The sequence below is a fragment of the Geminocystis sp. GBBB08 genome, assembly GCF_016743215.1.
Classification (GTDB): domain Bacteria; phylum Cyanobacteriota; class Cyanobacteriia; order Cyanobacteriales; family Cyanobacteriaceae; genus Geminocystis.
In genome coordinates this window covers 1-14,284 of record NZ_VRZC01000100.1, presented here as the reverse complement: position 1 = coordinate 14,284, position 14,284 = coordinate 1, and the positions used below count along the sequence as shown (strand labels likewise).

At 31.0% G+C, this 14,284-nt stretch carries 14 protein-coding genes and 2 pseudogenes; 11 read left to right on the top strand and 5 right to left on the bottom strand.

Annotated elements, in window-relative coordinates:
- The 4 genes and pseudogenes from FWJ34_RS12825 to FWJ34_RS12810 form a co-directional block, all read left to right on the top strand.
- Positions 1-344: SDR family oxidoreductase (locus FWJ34_RS12825; protein WP_308255716.1), on the top strand; the 344-nt coding region annotated here is incomplete at its 5' end.
- Between the two features lie 108 nt (positions 345-452).
- Positions 453-893, top strand: a pseudogene (locus tag FWJ34_RS12820) (type ISP restriction/modification enzyme); the annotation flags it as partial.
- A gap of 155 nt (positions 894-1,048) precedes the next feature.
- The gene (locus FWJ34_RS12815) at positions 1,049-1,864 is read left to right on the top strand and encodes an alpha/beta hydrolase (RefSeq protein ID WP_308255715.1); all 816 of its coding nucleotides are present in this window, start codon (positions 1,049-1,051) and stop codon (positions 1,862-1,864) included.
- A 151-nt stretch (positions 1,865-2,015) separates the two neighbouring features.
- Positions 2,016-3,707 carry a response regulator gene (locus FWJ34_RS12810; protein WP_308255714.1) on the top strand — a complete coding sequence of 564 codons (1,692 nt, stop codon included), beginning with the start codon at positions 2,016-2,018 and terminating at the stop codon, positions 3,705-3,707.
- A gap of 49 nt (positions 3,708-3,756) precedes the next feature.
- Here FWJ34_RS12810 and FWJ34_RS12805 read toward each other — a convergent pair whose 3' ends face one another.
- Positions 3,757-4,722: an FAD-dependent oxidoreductase gene (locus tag FWJ34_RS12805; protein WP_308255713.1), complete on the bottom strand. Its 966-nt coding sequence runs from the start codon at positions 4,720-4,722 to the stop codon at positions 3,757-3,759.
- A 273-nt stretch (positions 4,723-4,995) separates the two neighbouring features.
- On the opposite strand from FWJ34_RS12805, the gene FWJ34_RS12800 reads away from it, so the two are divergent.
- On the top strand, positions 4,996-5,136 hold the full coding sequence (locus FWJ34_RS12800) for a hypothetical protein (RefSeq protein WP_308255712.1): 141 nt from the start codon (positions 4,996-4,998) through the stop codon (positions 5,134-5,136).
- A gap of 237 nt (positions 5,137-5,373) precedes the next feature.
- Here the strand turns inward: FWJ34_RS12800 and FWJ34_RS12795 are convergent, their stop codons facing one another.
- On the bottom strand, positions 5,374-5,769 hold the full coding sequence (locus tag FWJ34_RS12795) for a hypothetical protein (RefSeq protein WP_308255711.1): 396 nt from the start codon (positions 5,767-5,769) through the stop codon (positions 5,374-5,376).
- Positions 5,770-5,863: 94 nt separating this feature from the next.
- Positions 5,864-6,562, bottom strand: a complete 699-nt coding sequence (locus FWJ34_RS12790) for a bifunctional 4-hydroxy-2-oxoglutarate aldolase/2-dehydro-3-deoxy-phosphogluconate aldolase (protein WP_308255710.1) — start codon at positions 6,560-6,562, stop codon at positions 5,864-5,866.
- Between the two features lie 93 nt (positions 6,563-6,655).
- On the opposite strand from FWJ34_RS12790, the gene FWJ34_RS12785 reads away from it, so the two are divergent.
- Entirely contained in the window at positions 6,656-7,843 is a 1,188-nt protein-coding gene (locus FWJ34_RS12785) for a glycosyltransferase family 4 protein (RefSeq protein ID WP_308255709.1), read from the top strand.
- Positions 7,844-7,886: 43 nt separating this feature from the next.
- On the opposite strand, the gene mtnA is transcribed toward FWJ34_RS12785, so the two are convergent.
- Positions 7,887-9,005 carry an S-methyl-5-thioribose-1-phosphate isomerase gene (gene mtnA, locus FWJ34_RS12780; protein ID WP_308255708.1) on the bottom strand — a complete coding sequence of 373 codons (1,119 nt, stop codon included), beginning with the start codon at positions 9,003-9,005 and terminating at the stop codon, positions 7,887-7,889.
- A 132-nt stretch (positions 9,006-9,137) separates the two neighbouring features.
- Between mtnA and FWJ34_RS12775 the strand changes: the two genes are divergently transcribed.
- The 5 genes and pseudogenes from FWJ34_RS12775 to FWJ34_RS12755 all read left to right on the top strand — a co-directional run bounded on the left by FWJ34_RS12775 (position 9,138) and on the right by FWJ34_RS12755 (position 13,207).
- Positions 9,138-9,476: a hypothetical protein gene (locus tag FWJ34_RS12775; protein ID WP_308255707.1), complete on the top strand. Its 339-nt coding sequence runs from the start codon at positions 9,138-9,140 to the stop codon at positions 9,474-9,476.
- Positions 9,446-12,421, top strand: a complete 2,976-nt coding sequence (locus FWJ34_RS12770) for an Eco57I restriction-modification methylase domain-containing protein (protein ID WP_308255706.1) — start codon at positions 9,446-9,448, stop codon at positions 12,419-12,421. The genes FWJ34_RS12775 and FWJ34_RS12770 overlap by 31 nt, the downstream gene beginning before the upstream one ends.
- 39 nt (positions 12,422-12,460) lie before the next feature.
- Positions 12,461-12,664, top strand: a complete 204-nt coding sequence (locus FWJ34_RS12765) for a hypothetical protein (RefSeq protein WP_308255704.1) — start codon at positions 12,461-12,463, stop codon at positions 12,662-12,664.
- Positions 12,661-12,861, top strand: a pseudogene (locus tag FWJ34_RS12760) (type II toxin-antitoxin system RelE/ParE family toxin); the annotation flags it as partial. The gene FWJ34_RS12765 and the pseudogene FWJ34_RS12760, both read left to right, overlap by 4 nt.
- Positions 12,862-12,985: 124 nt before the next feature.
- The gene (locus tag FWJ34_RS12755; protein WP_308255703.1) at positions 12,986-13,207 is read left to right on the top strand and encodes a hypothetical protein; all 222 of its coding nucleotides are present in this window, start codon (positions 12,986-12,988) and stop codon (positions 13,205-13,207) included.
- Between the two features lie 233 nt (positions 13,208-13,440).
- Here FWJ34_RS12755 and FWJ34_RS12750 read toward each other — a convergent pair.
- The coding region (locus FWJ34_RS12750; protein ID WP_308255702.1) for a bifunctional class I SAM-dependent methyltransferase/HIT family protein at positions 13,441-14,284 on the bottom strand (844 nt) is incomplete at its 5' end.

The window sequence follows — 14,284 nt, the reverse complement described above, 5'->3', positions numbered from 1 at the left end:
ATCTAGGAGGTGTCAAAGTCATTCCTAACTATAACGTCATGGGTATTGCTAAATCGGCGTTAGAAATGAGTGTGCGTTATTTAGCTTCAGAATTAGGTAGTCAAAATGTAAGAGTAAATGCTATATCGGCTGGTCCTATTCGTACTTTAGCATCTTCCGCCGTTGGTGGTATTTTAGACATGATTCATCATGTAGAAGCCGTTGCACCTTTACGCCGTACCGTAACACAAATAGAAGTAGGCAATACGGCTGCTTTTTTATCTAGCGATTTATCAAGTGGTATTACAGGACAAATTATCTATGTTGATGCTGGTTATGAAATTATGGGCATGAGTCAGGGATAAAAGATGAGTAATGAGTAATAGGTAATAAAAATTATATTTTATGAGTTAATTTTAAATAGATTAACTTCTAATCATTATGATTGATTTGGTACTAATTTAACTGAAGATAATTTAATAATAGCCTTTTCCAGGACAAGTTTTTCTAAAGTATTTTCTGTTTTAGTTACAAAGCAAATATTGTCTTTAGATATTCTTGAAAAAACTCAATGTATATCTTTATATACTTATAATCAAAATGGTGATCGCCAAGATAATATAACAGATTGGGGATTAAAGAAATTTAAGCAATATTATAATGATATAAGAAAGGGCTTAAGCCCTTTGCTAAAAGAGGGAAAAGAAATCAATAAAGAAGATATATTTTATTACGTTTATGGAGTTTTAAATAACCCTAAATATAGAGAAAAATATGAGTTAAACTTAAAAAGAGAATTTCCAAGAATATCTTTTTATAATGACTTTTATCAGAAAGTTATTGACTTATTAATGGTCGTAACAACTGTTAGTATAGAGACAATGAAAATTATTCAAAAAATGAAACAAGTTTAGATGATGAATGCTATAAACAAAGCCCTACCAATAAAGTCTTTAGATAAATTCAAACTTGGTATTAAAAGTTATCGACAATTTAGACAAAATTAAAATAACTTAAGTTGGTATTAGAAGTTATCGACAATTTAGACAAAATTAAAATAACTTAAGCAATGAATAGTCAGAATATTTTAGTACGAAATAATGTTAAGATTTTGGGGCAAGGTCAAAAACCGATCTTATTCGCTCATGGTTTTGGCTGTGATCAAAATATGTGGCGTTTTGTCACACCAGCTTTTGAATCAGAATATAAAGTAATTCTTTTTGATTATGTAGGTTCAGGAAAATCAGATTTAAGTGCTTATAGTATTGAGCGTTATAGTAATCTTAGCGGTTATGCCCAAGATATTTTAGAAATATGTGATTCTTTAGCATTACAAAAAATAATTTTTGCTGGACATTCTGTTAGTAGTGTTATCGGAATGTTAGCTTCTATTCAATATCCTGATTTATTTGAACAATTAATTTTAGTTTGCCCTTCACCTTGTTACATAAATGATAAATCTAATAATTATATCGGTGGATTTGAAAGATCAGATGTAGAGTCGTTACTTGATATAATGGAGAAAAACTATATTGGTTGGGCTAGTTTTTTAGCTCCGATGATAGTACAAAATGAGAATCAACCAGAGTTAATACAAGAACTTACAACCAGTTTTTGTTCTACAGATCCAGTAATTGCTAATTGTTTCGCTAAAGCTACTTTTTATTCAGATAATCGTAGTGACTTACCAAAAGTGACTATTCCTTCTTTAACATTACAATGTAGTGATGATGCCATCGCACCTATAGAGGTAGGATATTATCTTCATGATCATCTTTATCAAAATACGCTAAAAATCATGAAAGCTACTGGTCATTGTCCTCACATGAGTCATCCCCAAGAAACTATTAGTTTAATTCAGCAATACTTAAGAAATTTAGAATGAGGAATGAGAAATGAGGAATTTAGCCTATTACCCATTACCCATTACCCGAAAAATTTAGAATGAGGAATGAGGAATTAACAAAACCTATTACCTATTGGTTATTATCTATCTATTACCCATAACTCATAACCTATTATCTATCTATTCCCTCATGATTGAGAAGATCAACGAATTACTAAATAATGCACCTTGTGGTTTTCTTTCATTTACAGATGAAGGATTAATTGCCATGATTAACAATACATTGTTAAAGTTATTAGGATATTCATTAGCAGAATTACACCAACAAAAATTTGAACTAATATTACCTATTGCCAGTCGTATTTTTTATCAAACATATTTTTTCCCACTGCTAAAACTTCACGGTAAAGCAGAAGAAATTTATTTTTCATTAAGATCAAAACAAGGTAAAGATATACCTATGTTGATTAATGCCATGAGGCTAGAAAAAAAAGATAAAATATTCAATCATTGTATCTTTATTCCGATTCATCAACGGATTCAATATGAAGATGAAATTTTGAAAGCAAAAAAAGTTGCAGAAGAAGCGATAGAAAAACAAAAAATAGCAGAAAAAGCCTTAGTAAAAGCGAAAGAAATGGCAGAAGCAGCCACTAAAGCTAAAAGTGAATTTCTCGCTAAAATGAGTCATGAAATTCGTACTCCAATGAATGCTGTCTTGAGTATGTCTCAGTTACTTTTAAAGACAAGTTTAACATCCCAACAACAAAATATTGTACAAACAATTCTCGATGGCGGAGAAACTCTTTTAGTTGTTATTAACGACATCTTAGATTTTTCTAAAATTGAGTCAGGGATGTTGCAATTGGAAGAATATCCTTTGGCTTTAACTGATCTAATGAAGGCGGTATGTAATCTTTTTCACTCAAAGGCTTTAGAAAAAGAAATTAGCCTTACTTATTATCTTAATCCTGATGTTCCTAACTATATTTTAGGCGATCGCACTCGTTTACAACAAATTTTATTTAACCTAGTGGGAAATGCCATAAAATTTACTCATCAAGGAGAAGTTTTGATTTTTGTTACCAGTAAAATAATAAGTCAAGAAAAATACGAAATTAGAATTTCTGTTAAAGATAACGGTATTGGTATCGAGAAACATCATCTCTCAAAATTATTTCAATCTTTTATTCAAGCAGACGCCTCTATTACTCGTAAATATGGAGGTACTGGTTTAGGGTTGGTTATTTGTATGAATTTAGTTACATTAATGGGGGGAACAATTTGGGTAGAAAGTAATGGAAATATCGGTGGTAATCCTCCTAAAAATTGGTTTCCTAGTATATATGACGATGATGATGATGATGACGATGATGACTACAATGACAAAAAAGGTTCAATTTTTCATTTTACCTTTATAACCAAAGCAGTGGCTAATTATGAATTAACTTATAAAATATCTAAAAATTCTCTTACAACATATTCTCCCAAAACTATCCCCGAAAAATCTCCTCTGAAAATCTTGGTAGCCGAAGACTATCCATTGAATCAAAAAGTTATCCAATATTTACTCACCAGTCTTAATTATACTGCGGATATTGTTAATAACGGTTTAGAAGTTTTAGAAAGGTTAGAAAAACAATTTTATGATGTGATTTTAATGGATATGCAAATGCCTCAAATGGATGGAATTACGGCAACAAAAATTATTCGTCAATCCTCAACGCCACAACCTTATATCATTGCTTTAACCGCTAACGCCTTAGAAGAAGATCGACAACTATGCTTAAATATAGGTATGAATGATTATCTTAGTAAACCTATTGTCATCACGCAATTAAAAGAGGTGCTAGAAAATGCCAAAATCAAAGAAATAATTTAATCTCAAATTGATTTTAGTTTAACCAACTTAAAACCGAATTTTGACACTTTTACTCATAAATTTTGTTAGCTAACCAATAACCACTTAAAAAAGCAGATTCCACTTCGCCATTTAAACACCAATCACCGCAAACACCAATATTATTAGACTTATCTAAATAATAACCTTGATCATTGATTTGCTGAGGTATAGCATAACGCCATAAATGTACAGACTCATAAAGATGATGATAAAACTTAATCTTTAAAACCTCTGAGGTTGCATTTTTTAACATTTCTCCGATGTCATCTCTTGTTGTTGCTAAATTTTCCTCAGCCCAAGTAAAATTAGATTGAATAATGATACTCCCTTTTTCTCCTCGTAAAGGTTTACTATCATTAACACAAATCCAACCCAGTATCGGATGTTGAAATTCAATACCATCAAAAGGCAAATCTAGTTTATTTTCAGGTATTAACATTAAACTATAACAAGCAAACATTTTTAAATCCCTAATAGATTCACTGATAAAACTATGATTGCCTAATAAATCGATAGTTTGTAGAGGAGGTGCTGTAATAATTATAAAATCATAATCTGAATATAGTTGCTCATTCTCGTCAATTAATGTCCATTTTTGGCTTTTTTTTAAGGAAATAATCCGAGTTTGTAACTTTACATTTAAACCTGTTGCCATCTTTTTACATAAATTATTCATGGCTATAGTTGGCACATATCGTGGATTTTCAGGCTCAATAGTAATTACATTTGTTCCCTGCCAACGTCCAAATTTTCCTGCCCATGCCTTGACAAATTCTTCATTTTGTGCTATGAAATTTTGAAAAAGAGGATTTTTAACGGTAAAATATTGCACCCCATGATCAAGATAACCCCATTCAGTTCTTCTGCTCGACATTCTACCACCAACGGCTCTACCTTTATCAAAAACATCTACAGATAAACCTTTCTTTGTCAATTTTTTCGCTACGGTTAAACCTGCCATTCCTGCACCGATAACGGCTATTTTTGCGATCATAGAATTGCTTTTTGTGGTGATTATTAATAAAATATATTTGTTACTTATTACTTAAACAATAAGGGATCAAGGCTAAATTAATTATTTTTGATGAAAACTTAATTATTAAGCAATGCTAACAATCAATAAAAAACATTAAGATTTGCTTTAATTCATGATTGTTTAGTAGATAATCAAAATAGGGAAATAACTAGAAACTTAAATATCAAAACTTAATTGATATTGACTCTCGTTGAATCCTTGCAAATATCGAACATCAGGAGAAATTGAGTTATGAATATTATCAAAATGCTCGAAGATATGACTAAATATTTAACGGAAGCCTTCAGCCGAATTTTTAGCCCTCCGGAAGAGTTACCTCCCGAAATTGGTGTGCAACCTTTTGAGTGTGCACTGTATAAAAGTAATAAATAATAAACAATAAATAATACTTAGTGATTCTACATTAATTCAAAACCGACTGTAAAATGAATTTTAGAGCTAACAACAAACGCTCATTCAAATAAGCTATTAACTCTATCTTATATTCAGTTTAATTTATTGAACGGTTATTTTTAACTTTGAAATTTATTTCAAGGCAGTCGAATATTCCTCATTCCTTGTGAAACGGGCATCTTGTCTCGTCACTCCTTCAGACTCATTCCTTATCGTTTATTTTGTCTCGATAAAAAAGACAGGACTTAAGTTAGGATCAACTTTATAAGTATTTTTTCCCATGACTTTACGAGTCAATTTAGGATCAAAAGTACTGCCAAAATCTTCTTGTAGTCTTTCAACTCTTGGTTTAATTTTTGCTATTTCTGCGTCAATTTCTGCTAATTTTTCCTGCTGTGCTAAGTGGTAAGGTAAAAGTTGTTTCAGACTAAAAATAGCTAACATAGATATTCCTACGTTAACAAATATTTTTAAGCTGGTTTCAATAGTTTTTTCAACATTAGCTTTTTTTTGTTCTATTTGTTCTTTTTTTAAAGCTCTATTTGCTAATACTGACTCAGCATGACGATTATTCGTTAATGTGATTGTGTTTAAAGATATATTCGCAGTCATTTTATTTTCCTCACAAATAAATAAATTGATAATTAATACTTAATGGTTAATACTTAATAATGATAATGAATAATTAATACTTAATAGTTCATACTTAAATATTTTCTAATTCTTCATTTCTTATTCCTAATTCTTCATTTCTCGTTCCTAATTCCTCATTCTTAATTATTAATAGTTTTTGAATTTGATTTACTCTAGCAGAAATTTTATCCCATTTTTCTTCTATTAATAAATTTTTAGGAAATAAATCTGTTGACAATCCCACGGCGATAGCACCAGCTTTGATATAATCTTGCGCCGATTGTATTGTAACTCCCCCCGTAGGAATTAAAGGAATATGATTAAGTGGTGATCGCACACTTTTGATATATTTTGCACCACCTACAGCCTGAATGGGAAAAACTTTTACGGTTTTTGCACCACCATTAAAAGCGTTAATGATTTCTAATGGAGATAAAGCACCCGGAATGAAAGGGATATTCCGATGGTGAGCCAATTCTACTAAATGGGAGTCAAAATGAGGGCTAAAACAAAATTGGCTTCCACTATCAATGGCCGTAACTAAATCCTGATGATTAATAATTGTACCAGTACCAATATAACAATGGGGTAATTTTTCCCTTAAAAGAGTAATTAATTTTGCTGGTTGTGAGCTATTCCATGTAATTTCAATTAGTTTAACACCACCTTGAGCCAAAGCTGAAGCCATTTTTAGCCCCATCTCCACACTATTACAGCGAATTACCCCAATTAAACGATAATTTTCTAAAACAGATAGCCAATTTTCCAACATAAGTCACTAAAAAAATAAAAATTGATTATTATTCATCAATAACTAATAATTAATTAGTAGTAAATTGTTTAGGGAATAATAGGAATAAGGAAAGTGAAAATACTGGTGCTATCATGGGAGTTTCCACCAAGAATCATAGGGGGTATCGCACGTCATGTAGCAGAATTATATCCTGAAATTGTCCAATTAGGTCATGATGTACATTTAATCACCCTTGAATTTAGTAATACACCTAAATTTGAAATTGTGGAAGGTATTAAAATTTATCGCATTTCTATTCCTCCTAATGACAACTTTTTTGAATGGATTAATAACATGAATGATGTCATGAGGATAACAGCAGAAAATTTAATCCATAATATTGGCACTTTTGATATAATTCATGCCCATGATTGGTTAGTTGCTGATAGTGCAATTTCCCTCAAGCATCGTTTTAAAATTCCCCTTATTGCCACTATTCATGCCACTGAATATGGCCGACATAACGGCATTCACAACGAAACCCACGCTTATATTGCCCATAAAGAAGGCATTTTAGTTTATGAATCATGGCGAGTTATTGTTTGTAGTAAATATATGCGTCATGAAATTAATCGAGCTTTAGGTTGCCCTTGGGATAAAATCGATGTAGTTTATAACGGTATTCGCCCAGAAAAAAAACGGCGATCGCCAAATTTTAATTGTGAGGAATTTAGGCGTAAATTTGCTGGGGATGATGAAAAAATTATCTACTATGTCGGTAGAATGACTTACGAAAAGGGGATTCATATTTTATTAAATGCAGCCCCCAAAATAATACAAGCCTTAGAGCGAAAAGTTAAATTTGTGATTATCGGCGGAGGTAATACTAATTATATCAAAGACTTAGCTCATCATTTAGAAATATGGGATCGATGTTATTTTACTGGATTTATGTCCGATGAAGATCTCAATCTCTTTCAGACGGTGGCAGACTGTGCAGTTTTCCCCAGTTTATACGAACCTTTTGGCATTGTCGCTTTAGAAAGTTTTGCTTCTCGTGTGCCAGTAGTTGTTTCTGATACTGGAGGACTTCCAGAAGTAGTAAGACATGGACAAACAGGTTTAGTTACACAAACGAATAACCCTGATTCTTTAGCTTGGGGAATTTTAGAAATGTTAAAAAATCCAGATTATGCACAATTACTCGTTAATAATGCCTATGATGATTTAAGTAAACGTTTTCAATGGTCAAAATTAGCAGAACAAACCGTTGCTGTATATGAATTAATTTTACATCAAAGACAGTTAACAACATGGTAGTAAGTAATAAGTAATAAGTATTCCCTTTTAGATGCAAACTAGCTTATTTATTTTTTTCAGGATATAAACTAAAAACCCCTTCTGAAGAAGCTTCACAAATTCCCCTTTCTGTGATTAACCCCGTAATCAGTCTTGCTGGAGTCACATCAAAACCATAGTTAGCCGCATGACTATTTTTCGGTGTTACGAGTACTTCTTTTATTTCTCCATCATGCAATCCTTTTATATATTTAACTTCCCTTGGGTCTCTTTCTTCAATAGGTATTTCTTTTACCCCATCGGTAATTTCCCAGTCAAAAGCTGAATAAGTCAAGGCAACGTAAAAAGGCACGTTATTATCTTTTGCTGCCACTGCTTTTAAATATGTACCAATTTTATTGGCAACATCCCCCGTATATGTCGTGCGATCGCTACCGGTAATGACAATGTCCACTAAACCATGTTGCATCAAATGTCCTCCAGCGTTATCAGGGATGATAGTATGATTAACTCCTTGTTGCCCTAACTCCCATGCCGTAAGAGTTGAGCCTTGATTTCGAGGACGAGTTTCATCTACCCATACATGAACTTTAATACCTTTTCCATGGGCTTCGTAAATAGGAGAAGTAGCAGTGCCATTATCCACGCAACCTAACCAACCAGCGTTACAATGAGTCAGAATATTCACCGTTTCTCCTTGTTTCCGTTGACTAATTTCTTCAATCAATTTAACCCCATGTTTACCAATATTTTGACAAAAATCTACATCTTCTTCCGCAATAATATGGGCAATTTTGGCACTATTTTCCACTATAGAATTTATATCATCCTTTAAAGTGGTAATTTTTGCAAGTTGGCGATTAATAGCCCATTCTAAATTTACCGCCGTTGGACGGGTGGCTTTTAATTTTTTTCCTGCTAACTGTAAAAATTCTTGAATATTACTTACTTGATTTTTTTTTCCTTCTAAACTGGCGATGTACATCCCATAACCTGCACAAGCTCCGATGACACCTGCACCACGAATGTGCATTTCTTTAATGGCAGTGCAAACTTCCTCTAAAGTTGTTAAATCTTCAATAATAAATTTATGAGGTAGGTGACGTTGATCGATAACTTGAATTATACTATTATTATCAGGATGTAACCAAATTGTGCGATAAGGTTTTCCGTTAACTATCATCTCAATTTACTAAATAAAACAGCATTTTCTAGTTTAATCAATTATTATTTTTCTCGCAAAGACGCAAAGTTTGTTTTTCCTAATTATCTCAATAAATCTATTTTTCGAGATATTCTATAACAAAAATTAATTATGAAAATTAACCGTCAAAACATTACTAAATATCTTGATCGAACTGATTTTGAATCTCTTTTTATCGAAGAATTAGGGTGGGATTACCCCGAAGATGATAGCGAAAAATATATCACTGTTGATGAGCAAATATTCAGCCTAACACCCATTGCCGATAAACGAGGTTTTAATGTCTTTCTTTGCTTATTAGAAAATCAATCAATTCCCCTTTCGGCTACTCTTAAAAAAATTGATAAAGAAATTAGTAAATATTCCTATGAACACTTCATTATTTATGCTTTTCAACTAGACAAAAATCAAAAATGGCAATGGGTAAAAAAGAAACTAATCAACCTTTAGCAAATCGCACAGTTGAATATTCTACCCATAAAAAAGAGGCTTTATTACAGATCTTAGATACTATTTATATTGACTTAGATGAAGAAGAAAAACTGAATTTAACCGAAGTAAGATCGCGCACTCGACAAGCCTTTGATGTTGATAAAGTTACCAAGAAATTTTATGATAAATTTAAGAAAGAACATAGTCAATTCTTAAGTTTTATTGAAGGGATAACCGTTGATTTTGATAAAGAATGGTACGCATATTTAATGCTTAATCGCTTAATGTTTGTCTATTTTATCCAGAAAAAAGGCTTTCTTAATAATGATCTAAATTATCTTAAAAATAAACTAAATGAAATAAAAAAAGTCCCCTTTTCTAAGGAGGAAACAGGGGTATCTGAGCTTAATTTTTATTCTTTCTATCGCTACTTTTTATTAAGATTATTTCACGATGGTTTAGGTAGTCAAAATCGCACCTCAGAATTAGATCAATTATTAGGTAAAGTACCCTATTTAAACGGTGGATTATTTGAAATTCATCCCCTGGAAAATAAGTATCCTAAAATTTACATTAAAGACGAAGCTTTCGAGAAAATATTTACTTTCTTTGATCAGTATAACTGGTATTTGGATGACAGACCCTTAAAATCTGATAACGAAATTAACCCCGATGTTTTAGGTTACATCTTCGAGAAATATATCAACCAGAAGCAAATGGGAGCATATTATACCAAAGAAGACATCACCGAATATATTAGCAAAAACTGCATTATTCCCTATTTATTCGATAGCGTAAAACAAGAATTATTAAGTTATTACCCCTCTGATGAAATTGATCAATATTTAGGCTTTTATTTATTATCAGACAATTTCGAGCGATATATTTATGATGCAGTGAAAAAAGGTGTAAATTTTGCCTTACCTGATGATATTGCTAAAGGAATAAATGATGTTGCTCAGAGAGAAAATTGGAATCAAACTGCCGATGACAATTATGCTTTACCCACAGAAATTTGGCGAGAATTTATTGCTAGAAGAAAGCGTTATTTTGAAATTAAGGAAAAATTAATTAATGGTGAAATTACCTCTATTAATGATTTAATTACCTACAATCTTAATATTAGACAATTTGCCCAAGATGCCATTTCTGCTATTAATTCGCCTTTAACTCTCAAGATTTTCTCTGAAAAATTAGCCACTATGTCTATTTTAGATCCGACTTGTGGCAGTGGTGCATTTTTATTTTCCGCTTTAAACATTCTTTATCCTCTTTATGATGCTTGTTTAGAAAGAATGCAGACTTTTATTGACGAAGAAAAGTCCTTAAAATTAGATGCTAAAGAGAAGAAATATATTAAAGAATTTCAAGGTATTTTAGCTAACGTTAGAAGTCACATTAATAATAAATATTTTATCCTCAAAAATATCATCCTCAATAACCTTTATGGTGTGGATATTATGGAGGAGGCAACGGAAGTTTGTAAACTGCGATTATTCCTTAAATTAGCTTCTCAAATTACCCCTAATCCTAACGCTCAAAATTATGGGATTGAGCCATTACCTGATATTGATTTTAACATTCGTAGTGGCAATAGTTTAGTCGGTTTCGCTAACTATGAAGAAGTGGAAAAAGCAGTTAAGGGCGATCGACAAGGTAAACTAGACTTATATGATGATATGGGAGTGATAAACGCTAAAGCTAAAGCAGTAAGCGAGGTTTATCAAACCTTTAGAAGTATTCAAACTCAAACTGATGGGGCTAATTTTACCGAAATAAAAGCAAAGTTAAAGGAAAATTTAGCTAGTTTAAATGAGGAATTAAATAATTATTTAGCTAAAGAATATGGTGTTGATATTAAGAAGAAAAAAGACTATGAAAAATGGTTAACTTCTCATCAACCTTTTCATTGGTTTACGGAGTTTTATTCCATTATTAATAACGGCGGTTTTGATGTCATTATCGGCAATCCTCCCTATGTGGAATATAGCAAGGTAAAAAAAGATTATGAAATTAAAGGTTATGAAACTGAAAAATGTGGAAATTTATATGCTTTTATAATGCAAAAAACACTAGACATTACTTGTTTAAATGGAAGATTTGGCATGATTATTCCAGTCTCTTTAGGGGCTTCTCAAAGAATGGATATATTGAGAAAAACTTTAGAAAATAACGCAAAAAATATTTATTATTCAAGTTTTGGTGATCGTCCAAGTTGCTTATTTTTAGGTGTTCATCAAATTTTATCTATATGTTTAATTGAAAAATCGAATAAATCAAATCAATTAAATTTTTATTCGGCAGGTTTTAAACATTGGACAAGTGATGAAAGAAATAATTTATTTGATACACAAAGTTATATATTTATTGAAAATCAACAAATAAAACCAAATATATGGGGAAAATTCAATAATTATTTAGAGTTAAGTATTTTAGATAAAATAGTAAACGAAAATAAAACTTTAGGTTCTTATTTTTCTAGCTCAAAAAACTATATTTTAGCCATAAGTGGTGGTACTGGAGGCTATTGGTTAAGATGTTTTGATCAAAGTCAAATGTCGAATGAATACAAAGAAAAATTTGTCTCCAATAAAGAACATCAGTTAGTTTTTTCTGGTATTATTAACTCTACTATTTTTTATTGGTTATGGCGTAAATATTCCGATTGTCGTCATTTAACTTTATTTGATTTGAATAACTTTTTTTTCAATTTTAAAAAATGTTTAGTTGTTGATAAATTGGCAACTATATCAAATTCCTATTTAGATGGATTAAAAGCAACTAAAGAAATAAGAGAAGGTAAAATGACTTATGAACAATATCGTTCTAGTAAAGTTAAAAATTTAATAGATGAAATAGATAAAGTATTAGCCAAACATTATGGCTTTAGTGAGGAGGAATTAGACTTTATCATTAACTATGATATTAAGTATCGCATGGGCAAAGAATTAGACTCAGATTAAAATAAATAATAAACTTATAAGTAAAATTAAAGAAAAAATATGAATACTAAAAATTATCCATTTGCCCAAGAATTAATTACTGATATAGATGGTAATATCCGTAAAGTAATTTTAGACTTTAATGACTATCAACACTTATTAGAAATGTTAGAAGATGAAGGTTTATATCAAGCCATGTTAGCAACTAAAGATGAAAAACCATTAAGTTTAGAATCAGCATTAGCAGAATTAGAAAAAGAATGAAAACTGAATATTTGCCTAGTTTTATTAAAGACTTAAAAAAGCTAAAAAGTAATCCTATTTACCAAAAAATAAAAACCTTAGTAATGACAGAAATCCCCAACTATGAAAATCTTACAACTATAGATAATATTAAGAAAATTAAAGGCGATGATAATGCCTATCGTATTAGAGTAGGTGATTATAGAATAGGCTTTTTTTAGAAAGTATTAGCCCAACATTATGGTTTTAGTGAGGAGGAATTAGACTTTATTATTAACTATGATATTAATTATCGCATGGGCAGAGAATTAGACTCAGACTAGAATTAAAAAGGAGGAAATTATGTTACAAACCATAGAAGCTATCATCGATGAAAATGGTAAAATTCACTTACTAGAAACCGTTAAACTTTCTAGTTCAAGACGTGCCATTGTCACTATACTTGAAGAAAAACCCCTCAACGAGATTTCAGACACTGCTTTACTTAGTGAATCAGCTTTAGCTAAAGATTGGTTAAACCCAGAGGAGGATGAGGCATGGTCACACCTACAGTTGGATCAGTAATACTTATTCCTTTTCCTTTTTCGGATTTGTCACAATTAAAGTTACGTCCTGGTATTGTTTTGGCAAACGCTGGTTATGGTGATTGGATATTATGCCAATTGAGGAAGATTCTAATATTGGAAAACTTGATTTTTTGATTGAAGAAGCATTATTAGAAAAAAGCAAAAATCAATTACAGGAGTGTCAACAAATATCTATTTAAAGGACGAGGGAAGTTATTTATAAGTGATCATCTACTTTTGTATTACATATCTAATACCATGTTTTTTTCCGTGATTATCTCCTTGATAACGGGGAATTAAATGAATATGAGTATGTTTAACTTTTTGCCCTCCAGCTTGATTAATATTAAAACCGATATTAAAACCATCTGGTTTATATTTTTTAGTAATAATTTTTTGTACCTCGTTTACCATTTGCCAACAGTGACTCTGAAGAAAAAAGGATAAATTAAAATAATTTTCTTCGTGAATTTTGGGAATAATTAAACTATGACCTTGACTGGGGGGATAACCTGCTAAAATACTATAAGCTAAACTAGATTCTGTTAATAAAGTTAATTTTTGATAAGGATTACAGAAGATACAGCGATTAGTATTATTTTTTTGTTGATTATAATGTTTATACTCATAAATTTCGCAAAATTCATCTAAGTAAATAGATTTAAAAGGTAATGTTACTAAGCATTGATAAGTTAATTTTTTATGAATATAATGTTTTCTAAATCCTTCACTTTTTAAATCTCTTCTTACGGCAAAATAAGCCTTTCCTGTTGGTTTTAATAGTTGGGATATTGCCATAATTACTGATTCTTGTGACTCGCTAAAAAGTACATTCAGAACATAAAAACAGCAAATAGTATCAAATTTTTGTTGAGGATATGTGCAAAAATAATAAGGGTCATATCCTTCTATTTTATAACCTTGAGATTGCAAAATTTCGACATCTTTACCATAACCACAACCAAAATCAAGAATATCGCCTTTTAAGAGTTTATTTTTCAGTAAATATCTTGCAGGAAAGGATAACTTTTCTCTTTCAATGGCGGTTAAATGAGTATATTTATTTTTTGGTTGT